Origin of the sequence: Paracoccus contaminans (assembly GCF_002105555.1) — a bacterium.
In the GTDB taxonomy this organism is placed as follows: domain Bacteria; phylum Pseudomonadota; class Alphaproteobacteria; order Rhodobacterales; family Rhodobacteraceae; genus Paracoccus; species Paracoccus contaminans.
Genome location: NZ_CP020612.1, coordinates 331,989 through 350,931 on the forward strand (window position 1 = coordinate 331,989; position 18,943 = coordinate 350,931).

22 protein-coding genes are annotated in these 18,943 nt (G+C 68.8%); 13 read left to right on the plus strand and 9 right to left on the minus strand.

What is annotated here, in order from left to right; all coding sequences use genetic code 11:
- Positions 1-50 precede the first annotated feature (50 nt).
- Together trmFO and gluQRS are read left to right on the plus strand one after the other, a co-directional pair.
- On the plus strand, positions 51-1,388 hold the full coding sequence (trmFO, locus tag B0A89_RS01625; RefSeq protein ID WP_085376646.1) for a methylenetetrahydrofolate--tRNA-(uracil(54)-C(5))-methyltransferase (FADH(2)-oxidizing) TrmFO: 1,338 nt from the start codon (positions 51-53) through the stop codon (positions 1,386-1,388).
- On the plus strand, positions 1,370-2,233 hold the full coding sequence (gene gluQRS / locus B0A89_RS01630) for a tRNA glutamyl-Q(34) synthetase GluQRS (protein WP_085376647.1): 864 nt from the start codon (positions 1,370-1,372) through the stop codon (positions 2,231-2,233). Before trmFO ends, gluQRS begins: the two co-directional genes overlap by 19 nt.
- Here gluQRS and B0A89_RS01635 read toward each other — a convergent pair.
- A complete protein-coding gene (locus B0A89_RS01635; protein ID WP_085376648.1) occupies positions 2,205-2,477 on the minus strand; it encodes a hypothetical protein in 273 nt (90 codons plus the stop codon). The two genes, gluQRS and B0A89_RS01635, sit on opposite strands and share 29 nt — an antisense overlap.
- A 44-nt stretch (positions 2,478-2,521) precedes the next feature.
- Positions 2,522-2,884: a phosphoribosyl-AMP cyclohydrolase gene (hisI, locus tag B0A89_RS01640; protein ID WP_085376649.1), complete on the minus strand. Its 363-nt coding sequence runs from the start codon at positions 2,882-2,884 to the stop codon at positions 2,522-2,524.
- Between the two features lie 55 nt (positions 2,885-2,939).
- Here hisI and B0A89_RS01645 point away from each other — a divergent pair, with 55 nt between their 5' ends.
- Positions 2,940-3,365: an iron-sulfur cluster assembly scaffold protein gene (locus B0A89_RS01645; RefSeq protein WP_085378686.1), complete on the plus strand. Its 426-nt coding sequence runs from the start codon at positions 2,940-2,942 to the stop codon at positions 3,363-3,365.
- Between the two features lie 111 nt (positions 3,366-3,476).
- On the opposite strand, the gene B0A89_RS15280 is transcribed toward B0A89_RS01645, so the two are convergent.
- The 3 genes from B0A89_RS15280 to ligA form a co-directional block, all read right to left on the minus strand.
- Positions 3,477-3,599 carry a hypothetical protein gene (locus B0A89_RS15280; protein ID WP_276207436.1) on the minus strand — a complete coding sequence of 41 codons (123 nt, stop codon included), beginning with the start codon at positions 3,597-3,599 and terminating at the stop codon, positions 3,477-3,479.
- Positions 3,600-3,676: 77 nt separating this feature from the next.
- Positions 3,677-5,803: an ATP-dependent DNA helicase RecG gene (recG, locus tag B0A89_RS01650; RefSeq protein WP_085376650.1), complete on the minus strand. Its 2,127-nt coding sequence runs from the start codon at positions 5,801-5,803 to the stop codon at positions 3,677-3,679.
- The gene (gene ligA, locus B0A89_RS01655; protein WP_085376651.1) at positions 5,779-8,019 is read right to left on the minus strand and encodes an NAD-dependent DNA ligase LigA; all 2,241 of its coding nucleotides are present in this window, start codon (positions 8,017-8,019) and stop codon (positions 5,779-5,781) included. The genes recG and ligA overlap by 25 nt, the downstream gene beginning before the upstream one ends.
- A gap of 128 nt (positions 8,020-8,147) precedes the next feature.
- On the opposite strand from ligA, the gene B0A89_RS01660 reads away from it, so the two are divergent.
- From B0A89_RS01660 to B0A89_RS01680, 5 genes are all read left to right on the plus strand, one after another.
- Complete coding sequence (locus B0A89_RS01660) at positions 8,148-9,983, plus strand: ABC-F family ATP-binding cassette domain-containing protein (protein WP_085376652.1); 1,836 nt, start codon at positions 8,148-8,150, stop codon at positions 9,981-9,983.
- Between the two features lie 73 nt (positions 9,984-10,056).
- Complete coding sequence (locus tag B0A89_RS01665) at positions 10,057-10,737, plus strand: ZinT family metal-binding protein (protein ID WP_085376653.1); 681 nt, start codon at positions 10,057-10,059, stop codon at positions 10,735-10,737.
- A 203-nt stretch (positions 10,738-10,940) separates the two neighbouring features.
- On the plus strand, positions 10,941-11,426 hold the full coding sequence (rplU, locus tag B0A89_RS01670) for a 50S ribosomal protein L21 (RefSeq protein WP_085376654.1): 486 nt from the start codon (positions 10,941-10,943) through the stop codon (positions 11,424-11,426).
- Positions 11,427-11,429: 3 nt separating this feature from the next.
- Positions 11,430-11,699 carry a 50S ribosomal protein L27 gene (gene rpmA / locus B0A89_RS01675; RefSeq protein WP_085376655.1) on the plus strand — a complete coding sequence of 90 codons (270 nt, stop codon included), beginning with the start codon at positions 11,430-11,432 and terminating at the stop codon, positions 11,697-11,699.
- 112 nt (positions 11,700-11,811) lie between these two features.
- Positions 11,812-12,357 carry a GNAT family N-acetyltransferase gene (locus B0A89_RS01680; protein WP_085376656.1) on the plus strand — a complete coding sequence of 182 codons (546 nt, stop codon included), beginning with the start codon at positions 11,812-11,814 and terminating at the stop codon, positions 12,355-12,357.
- 8 nt (positions 12,358-12,365) lie between these two features.
- Here the strand turns inward: B0A89_RS01680 and B0A89_RS01685 are convergent, their stop codons facing one another.
- Positions 12,366-12,866, minus strand: coding sequence for a hypothetical protein (locus B0A89_RS01685; protein WP_085376657.1), 501 nt, complete (start codon positions 12,864-12,866; stop codon positions 12,366-12,368).
- Between the two features lie 158 nt (positions 12,867-13,024).
- Between B0A89_RS01685 and B0A89_RS01690 the strand changes: the two genes are divergently transcribed.
- The gene (locus tag B0A89_RS01690; RefSeq protein WP_085376658.1) at positions 13,025-13,435 is read left to right on the plus strand and encodes a SufE family protein; all 411 of its coding nucleotides are present in this window, start codon (positions 13,025-13,027) and stop codon (positions 13,433-13,435) included.
- A 13-nt stretch (positions 13,436-13,448) separates the two neighbouring features.
- Here B0A89_RS01690 and B0A89_RS01695 read toward each other — a convergent pair whose 3' ends face one another.
- Positions 13,449-13,991, minus strand: a complete 543-nt coding sequence (locus B0A89_RS01695) for a glutathione peroxidase (protein WP_085376659.1) — start codon at positions 13,989-13,991, stop codon at positions 13,449-13,451.
- Positions 13,988-15,148, minus strand: coding sequence for a tRNA 2-thiouridine(34) synthase MnmA (mnmA, locus tag B0A89_RS01700; RefSeq protein WP_420814430.1), 1,161 nt, complete (start codon positions 15,146-15,148; stop codon positions 13,988-13,990). Before mnmA ends, B0A89_RS01695 begins: the two co-directional genes overlap by 4 nt.
- Positions 15,149-15,307: 159 nt before the next feature.
- Here mnmA and sciP point away from each other — a divergent pair, with 159 nt between their 5' ends.
- The 4 genes from sciP (at position 15,308) to B0A89_RS01720 (ending at position 18,527) form a co-directional block, all read left to right on the plus strand.
- Positions 15,308-15,613, plus strand: a complete 306-nt coding sequence (gene sciP, locus B0A89_RS01705) for a CtrA inhibitor SciP (protein ID WP_085378688.1) — start codon at positions 15,308-15,310, stop codon at positions 15,611-15,613.
- 56 nt (positions 15,614-15,669) lie between these two features.
- Entirely contained in the window at positions 15,670-16,383 is a 714-nt protein-coding gene (gene ctrA / locus B0A89_RS01710) for a response regulator transcription factor CtrA (RefSeq protein WP_085376660.1), read from the plus strand.
- A 193-nt stretch (positions 16,384-16,576) separates the two neighbouring features.
- Entirely contained in the window at positions 16,577-17,524 is a 948-nt protein-coding gene (locus B0A89_RS01715; protein ID WP_085376661.1) for a nucleoside hydrolase, read from the plus strand.
- 379 nt (positions 17,525-17,903) lie between these two features.
- A complete protein-coding gene (locus B0A89_RS01720; RefSeq protein WP_240558593.1) occupies positions 17,904-18,527 on the plus strand; it encodes a YitT family protein in 624 nt (207 codons plus the stop codon).
- Positions 18,528-18,530: 3 nt separating this feature from the next.
- Here B0A89_RS01720 and B0A89_RS01725 read toward each other — a convergent pair whose 3' ends face one another.
- Positions 18,531-18,875, minus strand: coding sequence for an arsenate reductase family protein (locus B0A89_RS01725; protein ID WP_240558594.1), 345 nt, complete (start codon positions 18,873-18,875; stop codon positions 18,531-18,533).
- Between the last annotated feature and the right edge of the window lie 68 nt (positions 18,876-18,943).

Genomic DNA, 18,943 nt, shown 5'->3' on the forward strand with positions numbered 1-18,943 from the left:
GCCATGGCGCCGCCCCTTTTTCATGGCGCCCTCGGCTGCTAGGTGAAGGCATGATCGAACCCATCCACATCGTCGGTGCCGGCCTGGCCGGGTCCGAGGCCGCATGGCAGGTGGCGCGCGCCGGGGTTCCGGTGATCCTGCACGAGATGCGCCCCGCCGTGGCCACCTTTGCCCATCGCACCGGCGATTGCGCCGAGATGGTCTGTTCCAACAGCTTCCGTTCGGACGATGACGTGAACAACGCCGTCGGGCAGATGCACTGGGAAATGCGGGCCGCGGGCGGGCTGGTCATGGCGATGGCCGACCGCCACAAGCTGCCGGCCGGGGGCGCGCTGGCGGTGGACCGTGATGCGTTTTCCGCCGCCGTGACCGATGCCCTGCGCGCCGAGCCGCTGGTCAGCTTCCAGCCGGGCGAGATGACGGACCTGCCCCGCGAGGGCCGCTGGATCATCGCCACCGGGCCGCTGACCTCGCCCGCGCTGGGTGCGTCGATCCAGTCGGAAACCGGGGCGGATGCGCTTGCCTTCTTCGACGCGATCGCCCCCATCGTCCATGCCGACAGCATCGACATGACCGTCGCCTGGCGGCAATCGCGCTATGACAAGGGCGAGACCGAGGATGAGCGCACCGCCTATATCAACTGCCCGATGACGCGCGAGCAGTATGAGGCGTTCATCGACGCCCTGCTGGCCGCCGACAAGACCGAGTTCCACGAGGGCGAAACCGCCGGCTATTTCGACGGCTGCCTGCCCATCGAGGTGATGGCCGAACGCGGGCGCGAGACGCTGCGCCACGGCCCGATGAAGCCGGTGGGGCTGACCGACGCCCACAAGCCGGATCAGAAACCTTACGCAGTGGTTCAACTTCGGCGCGATAACGCGTTGGGAACGCTTTATAATATCGTCGGCTTCCAGACCAAGATGAAATACGGCGCGCAGGTGCAGGTGTTTCGCATGATCCCCGGCCTTGAAAACGCCAGCTTCGCCCGGCTTGGTGGCATCCACCGCAATACCTTCCTGAACTCGCCCACCCTGATTGACGACCGGCTGCGGCTGCGGTCCCGGCCGGCCTTGCGCTTTGCCGGCCAGGTCACCGGGGTCGAGGGTTATGTCGAAAGCGCGGCGATGGGCCTGCTGGCCGGCCGCCTGGCCGCGGCCGAGGCGCTGGGCCGCGACCTGCCCCCGCCGCCCGCAACCACGGCGATGGGCGCGCTGGTCCATCACATCACCGGCGGCGCCGAGGCAAGGACGTTTCAGCCGATGAACGTCAATTTCGGCCTGTTCCCCCCGGTCGAGGCGCGGGGCGGGCGGCGCGGCCGCAAGGACCGCTATCCCGCCTATACCGAGCGCGCCAAGCAGGATTTCGCCGCGTGGCTGGCCGCGCAGTAACGCGCACGCGCTTTGCGCCATCGCCCACAGGGCCGCTGCATCTGGGGCATGCCTATGCGGCGCTGACCGCCGCGGCACTGGCCGAGGAGGGGCAGTTCCTGCTGCGGATCGAGGATATCGACCAGACCCGATGCCGCCCCGAATGGGAAACGGCCCTGTGCGATGATCTGCACTGGCTGGGGCTGAACTGGCCGCTGCCGGTGATGCGGCAGTCCGGCCGCCTGCCCGCCTATCGCGCGGCGCTGGACCGGCTGGGCGCGATGGGGCTGATCTATCCCTGCCGCTGCCGCCGCGCCGACATCACGAGCGCCTTGTCCGCCCCGCAGGAAGGCGCGGCGGCGATCGGGCCGGATGGGCCTGTCTATCCCGGCACCTGCCGCGGGCGCCCCATGGCCGGGGCGGGTTCGCAGGACGCGATCCGCCTTGACGCGCGGCGCGCCTTTGCCCTGCTGGGCGAGGAGGAGGTCGGCTTTCACGACGATTGCGTGATGCCGGACACGCGGCACCGCCTGGCGGCCGCCGATTTCATCGACGGCATCGGCGATGTGGTGCTGGCCCGCCGGGGCATGGGCACCAGCTATCACCTGTCGGTCGTGGTGGATGATGCCGCGCAGGGGATCACGCTGGTCACGCGCGGCAAGGATCTGTTCGATTCGACCTTCATCCATGTGCTGCTGCAACGCCTGCTGGATTTGCCGACGCCGCTGTATCACCATCACCGCCTGATCCGGGACGCTGCCGGCAGGCGACTTGCCAAGCGCGACGATGCCCGCGCCATCAGGCTGTATCGCGCCGAGGGCGCGACGCCGGCCGATATCAGGCGGATGGTGGGCCTGACCGGCTGACCAGATCGCGCAGCAGGCGGTTGGTTTCCTGGCCGTTGCGGTAGATTCCGAAGCTGACAAAGGCAACGCCCGCGCCGACAATGATCGACAGCGCGCCGACGACCAAGGTCATCAGCCCGGCGACGAAGCCGCCCCTGGGCGACATGAACATCACGCCGATCGCGCTGAACACGAGGGTGACCAATGCAACCGCCACCAGAACGATCAACAGTTTCTCGGCCCAGCGAATCATCAGATCGCTCATCAGGATCTCCTTCCGGTACTCAAGCCGTGTCTGCCCCAAACATCTCAAGATTGCGTTGACGGCGCCATGATCTCAACCTCGCCGCCATCCCGAATGGCGGTATAGAAACAGCTTCGCCGGTTGGTGTGACAGGCCGGCCCTGACTGATCGACCAGCAGCAGCAGGCAGTCGCGGTCGCAATCGATCCGCATCTCGACGAGCCGCTGGACATGGCCCGAGCTTTCGCCCTTGGTCCAGAACGCCTTGCGCGAACGCGACCAATAGGTGACGCGCCCCGTTTCCAGCGTGCGCGCGAGTGATTCGGCGTTCATCCAGGCCAGCATCAGCACCTCGCCCGAAGCGGCGTCCTGCGCGATGGCGGGGATCAAGCCGCGATCGTCAAAGCGCAGCGTCGCGGGATCGAACATCGGCTTTCCTTTCGGCAGGGGGCACCTATCTATCGCATGGAACGGAGGAATGGCGATGGCCGACGACGACCTGATGGCACTGTATTCGCGGCGGCTGCTGGCATTGGCGGCGGACATTCCCCATCTGGGGCGGCTGGACGATGCAACGGGCAGCGCCAGCATCCGCTCGCCCCAATGCGGATCGACCGTGACCGCGCATGTCAGGCTGGCGGACGGGCGCGTTGCCGCCTTCGCGCAGGAGGTGCGCGCCTGCGCGCTGGGCCAGGCCTCGGCCGCCGTGCTGGGGGGCGCAGTGATCGGCCGCACCCCGGCCGAGCTGGCCGCCGCCCGCGATGCCGTTCGCGCCATGCTGGATGGGGGGATGCCCCCGGCCGATCCCTTTGCCGAGGCCGAGGCGCTGTCGGCCGCGCGGGATTTTCCAAACCGTCACGCCTCGATCATGCTGGCATGGGAGGCTGCGGCAAAGGCGGCAGGCGCCTGACGAAAAGGGCCGGCCCCTGGACAGGGCCGGCCAGTCGCGCATGACCCAGGCGGGGATAATGGGCGATCCCGAACCGGGATCGCGCAAGTCATGCGAGGCAGGGAAAGGCGATCAGGCGCCGATCAGGGCAGGCAGCCACAGCATCGCAATGGTGGCGAGGCAGATGGTGGCAACGCCAACCATGTCCGACAGCGATTCGGGCGTCTGGGGCAGCAGGCGGGACAGAAGGGACATCGGTATCTCCGTTCCAAGTTCATCATTTGTTCTCACACCGAGCCGATTCTGTAAAGAACATTTTAAGAACTCTGGCGTCACCCCGATCCCATGAGGCGCACCGCCCGATCCTGTTCCATCAGCCACAGCAGCGTGCGGACTGCCTGTCCGCGCGGGCTTTGCAGATCGGGGTCCTGGTCCAGCAGCAGCCGTGCATCCTGCCGCGCGGTCGCCAGCAGGTCGGCCTGTCGTTCCAGATCGGCGATGCGGAACCGCGGCAGGCCCGACTGGGCGGTGCCGATCACATCACCCGCCCCGCGCATGGCCAGATCCTCCTCGGCGATGCGGAAGCCGTCCTCCGTCTCGCGCAGGATCTGAAGGCGGCGGCGACCGGCCTCGGACAGGGGTTCCTGATACAGCAGGACGCAGCTGGACGCGCCGGTGCCGCGCCCCACCCTGCCGCGCAGCTGATGCAACTGGGCCAGGCCGAAGGATTCGGCGCGCTCGATCACCATGATCGTGGCCTCGGGGACATTGACGCCGACCTCGATGACCGTCGTGGCCACCAGCAGCTGTGCGCGACCGGCGGTGAAATCGGCCATGGAGGCGTCGCGCTGGTCGGGCGGCATCTGCCCATGGACCAGGCGGACCCGCTCGCCCAGGCGCGCGCGCAGCATCCCAAAGCGGTCCTCGGCCGCGGTCAGATCGACCAGTTCGCTTTCCTCGACCAGGGGACAGACCCAATAGGCGCGCGCACCCCGCGCCATCGCTGCCTCCAGCCGGGCGACGACCTCCTCGATCCGGCTGACAGGCAGGGCGGTGGTGGCGATCGGCTGGCGGCCCGGCGGCTTTTCATCCAGCACCGACAGATCCATGTCGCCATACTGCGCAAGGGCAAGGCTGCGCGGGATCGGCGTTGCGGTCATCACCAGCATGTCTGGCCGCTGGCCCTTGGCGCCCAGTTCCAGCCGCTGGGCGACGCCGAAGCGGTGCTGTTCGTCGATCACGGCCAAGCGCAGGTCGTCGAACACCACGCCTGGCTGGAACACCGCATGGGTGCCGATCAGCACCTGCACCAGCCCGGCGGCCAGATCAGCCAGCAGGCGTTCGCGCGCCTCGCCCTTGTCCCGGCCGGTCAGCAGCGCGGCGCGCACGCCCGCCGCCCTCGCCAGCGGCGCGATGGCGGCAAGGTGCTGGCGGGCCAGGATCTCGGTCGGCGCCATCAGCACCCCCTGCCCGCCCGCCTCGACCGCCGTCAGCAGCGCCAGCAGCGCGACCAGCGTCTTGCCGGACCCCACATCGCCCTGCAGCAGCCGGTTCATCCGGGCAGGCGCGGCCATGTCGGCGGCGATCTCGGCAGCGGCGCGGGTCTGCGCCCCGGTCAGCGGCCAGGGCAGCGCGGCAAGCACCCGCCCCGCCAGCCGGCCATCGCCCTGCGTGATGCGCCCCGCCACCCGCCGGCGGCCCTGCCGCACCAGCGCCAGCGTCATCTGATGGGCCAGCAGCTCGTCATAGGCCAGCCGCGCCCGCGCGGGCGCGGATGGGGACAGATCGGCCATGCCCGCAGGCGCATGGGCGGCGGCCAGCGCCCCGCGCCAGTCCGGCCAGCCCTCGCGCGCCAGCACCGAAGGCTCGATCCATTCCGCAAGTGGCGCGGCCCGGTCCAGGGCCGCCGCGGCCGCCCGCGCCACCACGCGCTGCGTGAGGGTGCCGGCAAGGGGATAGACCGGCTCGAACCCCGCCGGGGGCGGGTCCGAGGGGGACAGGATGTGGTCGGGATGGACCATCCGGGCCAGCCCGTCGAACAGGTCCACCTTGCCCGACACGACCCGCGTTTCGCCCAGCGGCAACTGGCTTTCGATCCAGGGCTGGCGGGCATGAAAGAACACCAGCGTCAGATCATTGGCCCCGTCGGTGCAGACCACCCGCCAGGGCCGCCCCCGCGCCGCGGGCGAGACATGGCGCTGAACACGCACCGTCACGGTGGCGATTTCCGGCGGGCGCAGGTCGGCCAGGCGCGGCACCCTCCGCCGCCGGATGCCCGCCGCGGGCAGATGAAACAGCAGATCGCGCGGCCGGGTGATGGACAGCGCGGCCAGCCCTTCAGCGGCCCTGGGGCCGACGCCGGGCAACGTCTCGACCCCGGCAAACAGGGGAAACAGGATCGGCGGCCGGCCCCGCGGGGCGGGCGGCGGCTCGCCTAGCCCTGCGCGATCGACAGCCATTCGTCCTCGTCGATCACGCGGATGCCCAGTTCGGCGGCCCTTGCCGCCTTGGACCCCGCGCCGGGGCCGGCGATGAGCAGATCGGTCCTGGCGGAAACCGACCCCGCCACCTTGGCCCCCAGCGCCTCGGCGCGGGCCTTGGCCTCGGCGCGGGTCATCCGTTCCAGGGTGCCGGTGAACACCACGGTCAGGCCCGCGATGGCGCTGCCCGCCCTGACCAGGGCGGTGGCGGGCTGGACGGTCAGATGGGCCAGCAGGCGGTCGATGGCCCCGCGTTCGGCCGGCTGGGCAAAACTGGCGACCAGCGATTCGGCCAGCACCGCCCCGATCCCCTCGATGCCGGTCAGGGCGTCCCAAGCGGCGCGGGCGCCCTCGGGCAAGGGGACCGCGGCCCAGGCCGCATCGCGGGCGGCCTTGACGGCCGCCCGCCGCCCCGCCGCGGCGGCATCGGCACGCTCGGCCGTCTCGGCCTCGTCGGCGGCACGGTGGCGCGCGGCCGCGGGTGCGGCGGCGTCCATGGCAGCGACGAAGGCATCCCATGTGCCGTAATGGCGGGCGAGCGTTGCGGCCGCCACCTCGCCCACATGGCGGATGCCCAGCGCAAAGATCAGCCGCGCCAGCGGGATGGACCGCCGCTCGTCGATGGCGCGGAACAGGTTGTCGGCGGACCGCTCGCCCCAGCCGTGGCGGTTGCCCAGGCGGGCAAAGCCTGCCGCATCGCGTTCGGCCAGGGTGAAGATGTCGGCCGGCTCGCGCACCGGCAAGGCCGCGTCGGCAAAGAATGCCTCGATCTGCTTCGCGCCCAGCCCCTCGATGTCAAAGGCGGCGCGGGATACGAAATGGCGCAGCCGCTCGATCGCCTGGGCGGGGCAGCCCAGCCCCGCGGTGCAGCGGCGCACGGAATCGCCCGGCTCGCGGATCGCCTCGCTGCCGCATTCGGGGCAGGTCATGGGAAAGGCATAGGGTTCGGGATCGGTGCGCCGCGACAGGTCCACATCGGCGATCTTGGGGATCACGTCCCCGGCGCGATAGACCTGCACCCAGTCGCCGGGCCGGATGTCGCGCCCCTCGCGGATCGGCTGGCCGCGGCTGTCGCGGCCGGCGATGTAATCCTCGTTGTGCAACGTGGCGTTGGAGACCACGACGCCCCCCACCGTGACGGGCGACAGCCGCGCCACGGGGGACAGCGCGCCGGTGCGGCCGACCTGGATCTCGATCCGCTCAAGCGTCGTCCAGGCCAGTTCGGCCGGAAACTTGTGCGCCAGCGCCCAGCGGGGCGTGGTGGCACGAAAGCCAAGCCGCGCCTGCAACGCCAGGTCGTCAACCTTGTAGACGACCCCGTCGATGTCATAGCCCAGCGTCGCGCGGCGCTGTTCGGTTTCGGCCCAATAGGCCAGCAGGCCGTCAAGCCCGGCGCACAGCCGCGGCTGCGTCGTCGGAAAGCCCAGCGCCGCCAGCCGCGCGATCGCGCCCGACTGCGTATCGGCCAGCGGCGCGGACAGCGCCCCCCAGCCATAGGCGAAAAAGCGCAGCGGCCGGCGCGCGGTGATCGCCGAGTCCAGCTGGCGCAACGAGCCGGCGGCTGCGTTGCGCGGGTTGGCAAAGACCCGATCGGCCCCTTCGGCGTTCAGGGCGGCGAAATCGGCATGTGACATATAGACCTCGCCCCGCACCTCGAGCGTATCGGGCGCGCCGTCCAGCACCTGCGGGATGTCGGCAATCGTCAAGGCATTGGCGGTCACGTTCTCGCCCGTCGTGCCGTCCCCGCGCGTGGCCGCCTGCACCAGCCGCCCCCCCTGATAGCGCAGCGACAGCGACAGACCGTCGATCTTGGGCTCGGCGGTAAAGGCCAGGGGGGCATCGCCGGGCAGGTTCAGAAAGCTGCGGATGCGGGCTGCAAACTCGGCCACGTCATCGGCGGAAAAGGCGTTTTCCAGCGACATCATCCGCTGGGCGTGCCGCACCTTGGCGAATTTTTCCGACGGCGTGGCCCCGACCTTCTGCGTGGGGCTGTCCAGGCTTGCCAGCGCCGGGTCGGCCGTCTCGAGCGCGGCGAGCCGGCGCTTGAGCGCGTCGTATTCGGCATCGCTCATGATCGGCGCATCGTCGCGGTGATAGGCGAGGTTTGCCGCCTCAAGCCGGGCGCGCAGCGCCGCCGCCTCGGCCGCAGGAACCCCGCCGCCCCCGCCATCCGCCGTGGTGCCCCGCGATGCCATCTGCTTTCCTTTCGCCTGCTGGCGCCCGCCGGTCTTACAAAGCGGGCATCGCCATTGTCCAGCGCGGCCGGGCGCCCCGGCCCGCACCCGGTTGACGGGCAGGCGGTGCGCCGATACTCGCCCCGGTCATGGCGCGCGCACCCCTTCTGCAACTGACCGGCATCTCGCTGACCTTCGGCGGCAACCCGGTGTTCGACGATCTGTCGCTGACCGTGCAGGAGGGCGACCGCGTCGCCCTTGTCGGCCGCAACGGTTCGGGCAAGTCCACGCTGATGAAGGTCATGGCCGGGCTGGTCGAACCCGACCGGGGCGAGGTGATCGTGCCCGCCGGCACCCGCGTGGGCTATATGGAACAGGATCCCGACCTTTCGGGCTTTGCGACGCTGGGCGATTTCGCCGCCGCGGGCCTGGGCGAGGCCGAGGCATGGCGCGTGGCCGCCGCGGCCGAGGGGCTGGGGTTCGATGCCGCGCGGCCCGTGGCCACCGCCTCGGGCGGGGAACGGCGGCGTGCGGCACTGGCGCGGCTGCTGGCCGAGGCGCCGGATCTGATGCTGCTGGACGAGCCGACCAACCATCTCGACATCCAGGCGATCGGCTGGCTGGAACAGCAGCTGTCTGATACCCGCGCGGCCTTCGTGCTGATCTCGCATGACCGCGCCTTCCTGCGCCGCCTCACGCGGGCGACGCTGTGGATCGACCGCGGCGCGGTGCGCCGGCAGGACAAGGGCTTCGAGGCGTTCGAGGACTGGCGCGAGGAAACCTGGGCCGCCGAGGACGAGGCCCGCCACAAGCTTGATCGCAAGATCAAGGCCGAGGCCCGTTGGGCCGTCGAGGGCATCAGCGCCCGGCGCAAGCGCAACCAGGGCCGAGTACGGGCGCTGGCCGCGCTGCGGCAGGAACGGGCCGCGCAGATCCGCCGCCAGGGCACCGCCGCGATGGCGCTGGACAGCGGGCAGCAGTCGGGCAAGCGCGTGATCGAGGCAAAGGGCATTGCCAAGGCCTTCGGCGCGCGGGTGATCCTGCGCCCCTTCGACCTGCGCGTCATGCGCGGCGACCGCATCGCCTTTGTCGGCCCGAACGGGGCGGGCAAGACGACCCTGATCAAGATGCTGACCGGCGAGATCGTGCCCGACGAGGGCAGTGTGACCTTCGGCACGAATCTGGAAATCGCGGTCTTCGACCAGGCTCGCGCGCGCATCGACGACAGCGTTTCCTTGTGGGATGCGCTGACGGGCGATCCGCAGATGCGCGTCTCGGGGCGATCCGACCAGGTGATGGTGCGCGGCACGCCCCGGCATGTCGTTGCCTATCTCAAGGACTTCCTGTTCGACGATGCGCAGGCCCGTGCCCCTGTGGGCAGCCTGTCGGGCGGGGAAAAGGCGCGGCTGCTGCTGGCGCAGATCATGGCGCGGCCATCCAACCTGCTGGTGCTGGACGAACCGACAAACGATCTGGACATCGAGACGCTCGATCTGCTTCAGGACATCCTGGGCGAATATGACGGCACGGTGCTGCTGGTCAGCCATGACCGCGACTTCATCGACCGTGTGGCCGACACGACCGTGGCCATGGAAGGCGACGGCCGCGCCGTGACCTATGCCGGCGGGTGGAGCGATTATCGCGCCCAGCGGGGCGAGGATGCGCCCGAGGCCGAGGCCCCTGCCCCGCGGCCGTCCGCCCGCCCCGCCGCGGCGGCCGCCCAGCCAGCGGCGGCTGGCGCCCGGCCTGACCTGCGCGCGGGGCTGAGCTTTACCGAACGGCACCGGCTGGAAGCCCTGCCCGGCATCATCGAAAGGCTGGAAGCCGAAATCGGCAAGCTGAACGCCTTTCTGTCCCAGCCCGACCTGTTCCAGACCGCGCCCGCCAAGTTCGCCAAGGCCTCCGAGGGGCTGGCCGAGCGGCAGGCTGCGCTGGCCGCGGCAGAGGAGGAGTGGCTGGCGCTGGCCGAACGCGCCGAGGGATAAGCCCCCCCCGGCGGGATTGGCACCCGGTCTGTTATGTTATAACCTATCCTTTCTTTGGAGAGGATAGTTCCTGATGATTCGACAGCTGATCCCATCTGTTGCCGCACTGCTGCTATGCGCCGGCCCGCTTGCGGCCCAGTCCCCCGCCGCGCCCGCCACCCACCATGATCATCACCACGAACATGGCCAGGGGCACGCCTCTGCGCCGGCGGCCAAGGGCGGCGTTCACGAGGGATACTTCGCCGACGAGCAGGTGAAACCCCGCCCCCTGTCCGACTGGGAAGGCGACTGGCAATCGGTCTATCCCTATCTGCGCGACGGTACGCTTGACCCCGTGATGGAGGCGAAGGCGAAAACCAAGGGCGACAAGACGGCCGCCGCATACAAGGCCTATTACGAAACGGGCTACAAGACGGACGTGGACCGGATCGAGATCCATGGCGACACGGTCACGTTCCACCGCGGCCCGATCGCGGCAAAGGGCATCTATGCCCCGGACGGGCACGAGATCCTGACCTATGCCAAGGGCAACCGCGGCGTCCGCTACAGCTTTCGCAAGACCGGGGGCGATGCGTCGGCGCCCGGCTTCATCCAGTTCAGCGACCACCGCATCGCGCCGGAAAAGGTCGGGCACTATCACCTCTACTGGGGCGATGACCGGGCAGCCGTCCTGGCCGAGCTGACCAACTGGCCGACCTATTACCCGGCAAAGCTGGATGCCCAGGGCATCCTGCATGAAATGCTGGCCCACTAGGCTGGCAAGCGCCATTCCTCCCGGTTGACTCGGACCGCGGGACTGGTCATATAAGCGCGATCCGGCCGGGCACCGCCTTGGCCGGTCGTTCATTTGAAACATCGCCCCGCAGGGGGCGCGCAGTCCGAGGGCAAGGGGCGAAGGCCCCTGAAACGCCGGGAAACCGGGGCCACAGGACGCGGCAGGAAAGAAAGACGACCAAGATGTTCGCAGTCCTCAAGACGGGCGGCAAGCAGTATCGGGTTCAGCCCGGCGACGTGCTGCGCGTCGAGAAACTGGCCGCCGAGGCCGGTGAGAAGGTCCGCTTCGACCAGATCCTGATGATCGGTTCGGCCATCGGCGCGCCGCTGGTCCAGGGTGCCGGCGTCGTGGCCGAGGTCATCGACACGATCAAGGCCGACAAGGTCATCACCTATCACAAGCGCCGCCGGAAGCATTCGTCGCAGCGCACCCGCGGCCATCGCCAGCAACTGACGCTGCTGCGCGTCACCGACCTGCTGGAATCGGGGGCTGACAGCTCGGCCGTCAAGGTTGCCGTGGGCGCCCGGTCGGGCAAGGGTCCGCATGTGCAGGGCGATGACCGTTTCGCCATGAACAAGACCGACCAGGCCGAGATGTCCCGCCGCGTCGCCAGCGGCGAGGCGGCTGAAAAGTCGGCCGAAACCGCCACCACCTCGCAGGAGAACTGAGCCATGGCACACAAGAAAGCAGGCGGCTCGTCCCGCAACGGCCGCGATTCGGCTGGCCGGCGCCTTGGCGTCAAGCTGTTCGGCGGCGAAGCGGTGATTCCGGGCAACATCATCGTGCGCCAGCGCGGCACCCAGTGGTGGCCGGGCGCCGGTGTCGGCATGGGCCGCGATCATACGCTGTTTGCCCTGACCACGGGCACTGTGACGTTCCGCAAGGGCCTCAAGGGGCGGACCTTCATTTCCGTCCAGCCCGCCGCCAGCGCGGCCGAGTAAGCCGATCGACCACAGGGCCTGAAAGGGGGATCGGCGGAGCCGGTCCCCCTTGTCGCATGGTCTTCCGGGTGTCGGCCGGCAGGCCGGGCCGGGCTTTTGCAAAGGCATTGCCATGGATGACACCAAAGTTTCCTGCGCCCCGCAGCAGGACGTGCAGACCGAACGCTTCCTGCTGCGCCCGCTGCGCCGTTCGGACACGGGGCTGATCCGGCTTTACACGGCCGACCGCCGCGTGGCGCAGGGCACCCGCGCCATCCCCCACCCGCTGCCGCCGGGCGCCGCCGAACAATATGTCGAACGCGCGCTGAACCCGGAACGAAACGAGGATGTCTGGGCGATCGACGCCTCGGCCTCGGGCCTTGGCGAATTGCTGGGGGTGGTTTCGCTGACCCGGATCGAACCGCATCAGTCCGAGCTTGGTTTCTGGATCGGGCCGGGCTTCTGGAACACGGGCCTTGCGACCGAGGCTGTACAGGCGCTCGTCAATGCCAACCCGCATGGCTCGCGCACGCTGTTTGCCGAAGTGTTCCAGGATAATCCCGGTTCGGCCAGGGTGCTGACCAATACGGGCTTTTCCTATCTGGGCGACGCGGAAAGCTGGTCGGTGGCGCGCGACGCGCGGGTGCCGACATGGACCTATCTGCGCCGGATGGGATAGGCGCCCGCTCAGACCTTCAGCGACACGGCGTTGTTTGCGGCGCTGACGGTGACCTGGTCCATCGTGGCCAAAGCCGCGTTGCTGATGGGAAAGGCGACGGTCAGCATGTCCGTTTCCGGCCGGGCGATCTCGCGCGCGGCCGGGCTGCCGGGGGGCGGCGGCAGGCCGACCAGCCGCAGGCGCAGGATGCCGTCCGCGTCAGGACGTGTGCGACCGGTGGGCTGGGGCGTCTGGGTGATCATTTCAACATTCCACCACCCCTTGGTGGGCGCAATCGCGGTCACAACCAGCAGCCGGCCCTCGGTCGTCGGCTCCCACCGGGCAGAGAGGATCTGCGGCACCGGCAGACGCTTGTCGTCGACAGTGCGGTACCCGCCCTTCGGTTCGAGTGATTGCGGCTTTTTGGGGGCGCCGCCCCCGAACCAGCGCATCGGGTTCAGGCCGCTGCCGCCGCCGCTGCATCCGGCAAGCACCGCGCACAGGCACAGCATCGAAACGGGTCGGTTCATCGCGCGGCCTTTCCAATCAGCGTCAGGCCGGTGATAGGCGATCCCGCGCCCTGCCGAAAGAGGGGCGCTTTGACCTTGCGGGCCTGCCGCGCTATCCAGCAAGACCGAGCGGACGGACTGAGCGCCCGAAGCAAGGGGCCGAGCGAAAGGACTGCGTCATGGCTGCGCCCGCCTTCGAAGACATTGCCGAGACCTTCGCCTTCCTCGACGACTGGGAGGATCGCTATCGCCACCTGATCGAGCTTGGCCGCGCCCTGCCCGAGATGGACCCGGCCCTGCAGGTGCCCGCCACGCGGGTCGAGGGCTGCGCCAGCCAGGTCTGGATCCTGCCGCGGATCGAGGATGGCCGGTTCGATTTCACCGGAGACAGCGATGCGCTGATCGTCCGGGGGCTGATCGCGGTCGTTCATGCGCTGTATGCCGGCCTGCCGGTGGGCGAGGTCGCCGGCGTCGATGCCCCGGCCGAGCTGGCCCGGCTGGGGCTCGACGAACACCTGTCCGCCCAGCGATCGAACGGATTGCGGGCGATGGTGCGGCGCATTCGCGATACCGCATCGGCCGCCGCCTGACAGGCGCTGCCGGTCAGCCGGCAAGCGCGCGGTCGATGGCCGCCACAAGGCGCGGATCGTCAGCCGCCACGTCGGGGGCAAACCGTGCAAGGGGCGTGCCGTCGCGGCCGATCAGGAACTTTTCAAAGTTCCACTGCAGCTCGGGGGCCGGGTTCACAGCAAGGCCATGGCCCTGCAGCCGGGCGCGCCATGGTCCTTCGCCCTCGGCAGCGGGCAGCGCGCCGATCAGCGCGGCATAAAGCGGGTGCTTGTCTGCCCCGCTGACCACAGTCTTGGCGGCCAGAGGAAAGGTGACATCATAGCGCGTGGTGCAGAAATCCCGGATCTCGGCATCGGTGCCCGGTTCCTGCCCCAGGAAATCATTGGCGGGCACGCCCAGCACCACCAGCCCCTGCGCCTTGCGCGCACGATAAAGCGCCTCAAGCCCCTGATACTGGGGCGTCAGGCCGCAGGCCGAGGCGACATTGACCAGCAGGACGGCCTTGCCCTGCCAGTCGGCCAGCCGGGCCGCTTGCCCATCATTCATGGTAAGGGTGATTTCGGTCAGCTCGCTCATCGCCGCGACTCCGTGATGGTGATCCAGCCCCCGCCCAGCACCCGTGTGGAGGACGGATCGTAAAAGACGCAGGCCTGGCCGGGGCTGACCCCTTCCTCGGCGGCCGCAAGCTCGACCGTGGCACGACCGGGACCGGCCGGGCGCAGGATCGCGGGCGCCGGCGGGCGGGTTGATCGGATGCGCACCATGATCTCGCGCTCGGGCCTGTCAGCCAGCGCGCCCTCGCCCAGCCAGTTCACCTCGGCCACGGGAACGACGCGGGTAGCCAGCGCCTCGCGCGGGCCCACGACGACCTGCCGGGCAACCGGGTCAAGCCGCAGGACATACAGCGGCTCGCCCAAGCCCCCGATGCCAAGGCCGCGGCGCTGCCCGATCGTATAGTGGATCACCCCCCGGTGGCGGCCCAGCACGCGCCCCTCGGTATCGACGATCTCGCCCGGTTCCGCGGCGCCCGGCCGCAGCCGTTCGATCACGGCAGCATAGTCGCCCTCGGGGACAAAGCAGATGTCCTGGCTGTCGGGCTTGTCCGCAACCGCCAGGCCAAAGCGCGCGGCAAGGGCGCGCGTCTCGGCCTTGCTGGCCAGCCCGCCCAGGGGAAAGCGCAGGAAATCCACCTGCTCCTGCGTGGTCGAGAACAGGAAATAGCTCTGATCGCGCGCCGGATCGGCCGCCATGTGCAGCTCGGCCCCGCCCGGCCCCTCGATGCGGCGGATGTAATGCCCCGTCGCCATGCAGTCGGCATCCAGCTCTCGCGCGGTCTGAAGTAGATCGCGGAACTTGACCCGTTCGTTGCAGCGAATGCAGGGCACCGGCGTTGCCCCGGCCAGATAGGCATCCGCAAATTCCTCAATGACCGATTCGCGGAAACGGTTTTCATAATCCAGCACGTAATGCGGGATGCCGATCCGTTCAGCTACGCGGCGGGCGTCGTGAATATCCTGCCCGGCGCAGCAGGCGCCCTTTTTCTTCAGCGCCGCGCCATGATCATAAAGCTGCAGCGTCACACCGATGACGTCATATCCCTCGGCCTTGAGCATCGCGGCAACGACGGAACTGTCGACCCCCCCCGACATGGCGACGACAACCCGCGTTTCGGCAGGCGGGCGGTTGAAACCCAGCGAATTCACGGCAGACGCGGTCGGGCGCGGGTCAAGCAGGGTCACGGGGAATGGTCCGGAAAGAAGGGCACGGCGGCACGGCAATCTTGCCGATATAGCGAAAATGCTGTGGTTTTCAACCGAAACGGGCAACTGTCATTCACTGCCATTTAACGGCCCTGTGACAAGACAGGGACCGAAAAGATGCAGGAGGTTGCCATGTTTGTCCGAAAGACCCCGGGCCCGCGCCTGGCCACCCTGCCCGATGGCACCATCCTGACCCTCGCCGATCTGCCCAGCGGCGCTGAACGCTGGGTGGCGCGCCGCAAGGCGCTGGTCGTGCATGCCATTGAACACGGGCTGCTGACACGGGACGAGGCGGTGGATCGCTATCAGCTGACCGACGAGGAACTGTCCGGCTGGATGGCGGCGGTCGCCCGGCACGGCGCAGGCGGGCTGAAGGTCAAGGCAATCCGCCGCAATCGGGGCGAAGGGACAACCCTCGGTGTTGACCCGCTAACCTGAAATTAACCATTAGGTTGCAAGGGTGGCTTGAACGGCGAACCACGAAGGGGACAACCATGCGGATTTTGCTGGTCGAGGATGACCCGACGACCGCGCGCAGCATCGAACTGATGCTGAACCATGCGAATTTCAACGTCTATCTTACCGACATGGGCGAGGAAGGCGTCGATCTGGCAAAGCTGTATGATTATGACCTGATCCTGCTGGATCTGGACCTGCCGGACATGAACGGGATCGAGGTCCTGCGCCAGATCCGCGTCGCCCGCGTGGATACGCCGGTCCTGATCCTGACCGGCTCGGACGACACCGAAGTCAAGCTGCGCGGCTTCGGCTTCGGGGCGGATGACTACATGACCAAGCCGTTTCACCGCGAGGAACTGATCGCCCGCATCCAGGCGATCATCCGGCGATCCAAGGGCCACAGCCAGGCGGTGATTCGCACCGGCCGGATGGTCGTCAACATCGACGCCCGCTCGGTCGAGGTAGAGGGCAGGCCCGTCAACCTGACCGGCAAGGAATACCAGATCCTCGAACTGCTCAGCCTGCGCAAGGGCACCACCCTGACAAAGGAAATGTTCCTAAACCATCTTTACGGCGGGATGGACGAGCCGGAACTGAAGATCATCGACGTGTTCATCTGCAAGCTGCGCAAGAAACTCAGCGAAGCGCTGGGCGGCGAGAACCACATCGAGACGGTATGGGGTCGCGGCTATGTGCTGCGCGATCCCCAGGAGACGGCACAGGCAGAGCGTATGGCGGTCGGGGCGTAAGGCACCGGAACTGTCCCACGCCCTGCGCATGGTGCCGGCTGTTTGTCCCGCCCCCCGCGCGACGCGGCCTTCGAGCGGCGGAATGCGGGCAAGATGCGTCGGCAGCCGGCCCCCTTTAGTCAGTGGATGAGTGGATCTTTCCCAGGCGCGCCTCATGGCGCATGATGGCCTATCACCGGCATCGCGGTCACACATGGCGCAAAAGATCATCATCGACACCGATCCGGGGCAGGACGATGCCGTCGCGATCCTGCTCGCGCTCGGCTCGGATGAGCTCGATGTCCTGGGGATCACTGCCGTCGCCGGGAACGTGCCGCTGCCGCTGACCGTGCGGAACGCACTGGCGGTCTGCGAATTGGCCGGGCGGCCCGATCTGCCGGTGTTCGCGGGCTGCGCGGCCCCGCTGGACGGCTCTCTTGTCACCGCCGAACATGTCCATGGACAGACCGGGCTGGACGGAATCGCCCTGCCCGAGCCGTCGATTCGCGTGCAGGACCGGAACGGGGTCGATTTCATCATCGACACCCTGCGCAGAGAACCCGCCGGAACCGTTACCCTGGTTGCCGTCGGCCCTCTGACCAATATCGCAACCGCCCTGCGCCATGCGCCCGACATCGCCAGCCGGGTGCAGCGCATCGTCCTGATGGGCGGCGCCTATTTCGAGGTCGGCAACGTGACCCCGGCGGCCGAGTTCAACATCTTTGTCGATCCGGTCGCCGCCGCCGAGGTCTTTGCATCCGGCATCGACCTGGTCGTGATTCCCCTGGACGTGACGCACAAGGCGCTGACCAGCCCGTCCTGGATCGAGGAGATCGGCCGGCTGGGCCATGTGGGCGCGGTGGCGGCAAGCTGGACCGGCTTTTTCGAACGCTTCGATCGCGCCAAATACGGCAGCGAAGGGGCGCCGCTGCATGATCCATGCGCCGTCGCCTGGCTGATCGCCCCTGCGCTGTTTTCAGGCCGGCGCATCAATGTCGAGATCGAGACAGAGGGCCGCTGGACCCGCGGGATGACCGTTGCCGACTGGTGGGGCGTGACGGACCGCAGGCCCAACGCCCTGTTCATCAGGGACGTGGACCGCGACGGCCTGTTCCGTCTGCTGTCCGAAAGGATCGCCCGCCTTGCAGGTCTGACCGGCTGATGAGGGCGTCGCGTGACCCCGATCTGCGGCTTTGCCCTGTCACCGCGGGGCGCAGAGATGGCCTGGCCCACCTGACGCCCGCCCGACCGGCATCCGCAGGAACAAGGCAACGCGCTGATCTGCGGCGGCTGGGCGAGCGGCCCTTGCGCTATGCGACAGCTTGCCCGGCGCGGCACCCCCGTTGCACGCGCCGTCAGGGATCAGCGCCGGCCTTGCTGGAAAGCCTCGGCCAGGCGGTGCGGGCGCACAGGCACAGGGCCGCTGTAGGGCGGGACGCAAACCGGGCCGTGCAAGAACGCAGCCATGGCGCTGCATCCTCTTGCCGCCCCCGCAGGGGTGCGCAGTGGACAGCATGCTCGGCAGGGGGCCTGGCCTGCCCGTGACCAACGCCGCCATCCCGCGCCCCACCCCGCCGCATCCCCATTCGCGCGCCGAAGACGCCCAGGGGATCGCCTTCGGCGCGGTGATGAGCGCCTTCGGCGCTTTTCTTCTTGGCTCGGCGGGGTTGATCACCGGACAACTGGCGGGGCTGTCGCTGCTGATCGCGCAGGCCACGGGCTTTGGTTTCGGTCCGGTCTATCTGGTGCTGAGCCTGCCCTTCTATGGCTTTGGCTATCGCCGGTTCGGGGCAGGCTTCCTGCGCCGCACCATTGCCGCCGTGCTGCTGATGGTGGGCGTCAGCATGGCGCTGCCTTCGCTGGTCGGCTTCCGCGCGCTGCATCCGGGGGCGGCCGCGGTGCTGGCGGGCGCGATCTCTGGCGCGGGGCTGCTGGCGCTGTTCCGCCACCGCACCAGCCTGGGCGGCATCGGCTCGGTGGCCATGGATTTGCAGGACAGGCTTGGCATCAAGGCGGGCTGGGTGCAGATGGGTTTTGACACGGTGCTGTTCGCAGGGGCCTTTCTGGTCCTGCCTTGGCAACGGGTTCTGTGGTCGGCGCTGGGCGCCGCGGTGCTGAACCTCGTGATCGCCATCAACCACCGCGGCGATCGCTATATCGCCTGAGGATCAGGCGGAAAGGCCCAGCGCGCGTTTGACATTGGCCGTCCAGCCAAGCAGCCGCAGCTCGCCCGCGACGATCGCCGGACGCTTCATCACCGAGGGGCGCGCCCCCAGCATCTGAACCGGGTCGGCCACGCGTTCGGCATCCGACATGGCGCGCCATGTCAGACTGGCGCGGTTGACGAGCCGGTCGCCGAATGCCTGCAGCAGCGCCTGCCGTTCCCCTATCGACAGCGGCTCGGCGGCAACGTCGCGAAAGGCGATCTGCCAGCCGGCTTCCTCCAGCGCGGCAACGGCCTTTTGACAGGTCGAACAATGCGACAGGCCATACATCGTCAGCGCCTTGTCCATCAGCGGCAATCCCTGCGCGAGCAGGCGGCATCAGCCGGGGACGGGATCGGGGCGGCAGTCATCGGCAC

Excerpts from the sequence above, each read along its gene's own strand:
- hisI (WP_085376649.1), bottom strand. The coding sequence starts at position 2,884 with ATGTTCGATCCCGCGACGCTGCGCTTTGACGATCGCGGCTTGATCCCC.
- B0A89_RS01725 (WP_240558594.1), bottom strand. The coding sequence starts at position 18,875 with ATGGACAAGGCGCTGACGATGTATGGCCTGTCGCATTGTTCGACCTGT.
- ligA (WP_085376651.1), bottom strand. The coding sequence starts at position 8,019 with ATGGCATCGCGGGGCACCACGGCGGATGGCGGGGGCGGCGGGGTTCCT.
- B0A89_RS01660 (WP_085376652.1), top strand. The coding sequence starts at position 8,148 with ATGGCGCGCGCACCCCTTCTGCAACTGACCGGCATCTCGCTGACCTTC.
- B0A89_RS01635 (WP_085376648.1), bottom strand. The coding sequence starts at position 2,477 with ATGAGCGATCTGATGATTCGCTGGGCCGAGAAACTGTTGATCGTTCTG.
- rplU (WP_085376654.1), top strand. The coding sequence starts at position 10,941 with ATGTTCGCAGTCCTCAAGACGGGCGGCAAGCAGTATCGGGTTCAGCCC.
- recG (WP_085376650.1), bottom strand. The coding sequence starts at position 5,803 with ATGGCTGTCGATCGCGCAGGGCTAGGCGAGCCGCCGCCCGCCCCGCGG.
- B0A89_RS01685 (WP_085376657.1), bottom strand. The coding sequence starts at position 12,866 with ATGAACCGACCCGTTTCGATGCTGTGCCTGTGCGCGGTGCTTGCCGGA.
- B0A89_RS01645 (WP_085378686.1), top strand. The coding sequence starts at position 2,940 with ATGGCCGACGACGACCTGATGGCACTGTATTCGCGGCGGCTGCTGGCA.
- ctrA (WP_085376660.1), top strand. The coding sequence starts at position 15,670 with ATGCGGATTTTGCTGGTCGAGGATGACCCGACGACCGCGCGCAGCATC.
- B0A89_RS15280 (WP_276207436.1), bottom strand. The coding sequence starts at position 3,599 with ATGTCCCTTCTGTCCCGCCTGCTGCCCCAGACGCCCGAATCGCTGTCG.
- rpmA (WP_085376655.1), top strand. The coding sequence starts at position 11,430 with ATGGCACACAAGAAAGCAGGCGGCTCGTCCCGCAACGGCCGCGATTCG.
- B0A89_RS01665 (WP_085376653.1), top strand. The coding sequence starts at position 10,057 with ATGATTCGACAGCTGATCCCATCTGTTGCCGCACTGCTGCTATGCGCC.
- B0A89_RS01695 (WP_085376659.1), bottom strand. The coding sequence starts at position 13,991 with ATGAGCGAGCTGACCGAAATCACCCTTACCATGAATGATGGGCAAGCG.
- B0A89_RS01690 (WP_085376658.1), top strand. The coding sequence starts at position 13,025 with ATGGCTGCGCCCGCCTTCGAAGACATTGCCGAGACCTTCGCCTTCCTC.
- trmFO (WP_085376646.1), top strand. The coding sequence starts at position 51 with ATGATCGAACCCATCCACATCGTCGGTGCCGGCCTGGCCGGGTCCGAG.
- sciP (WP_085378688.1), top strand. The coding sequence starts at position 15,308 with ATGTTTGTCCGAAAGACCCCGGGCCCGCGCCTGGCCACCCTGCCCGAT.
- B0A89_RS01715 (WP_085376661.1), top strand. The coding sequence starts at position 16,577 with ATGGCGCAAAAGATCATCATCGACACCGATCCGGGGCAGGACGATGCC.
- B0A89_RS01680 (WP_085376656.1), top strand. The coding sequence starts at position 11,812 with ATGGATGACACCAAAGTTTCCTGCGCCCCGCAGCAGGACGTGCAGACC.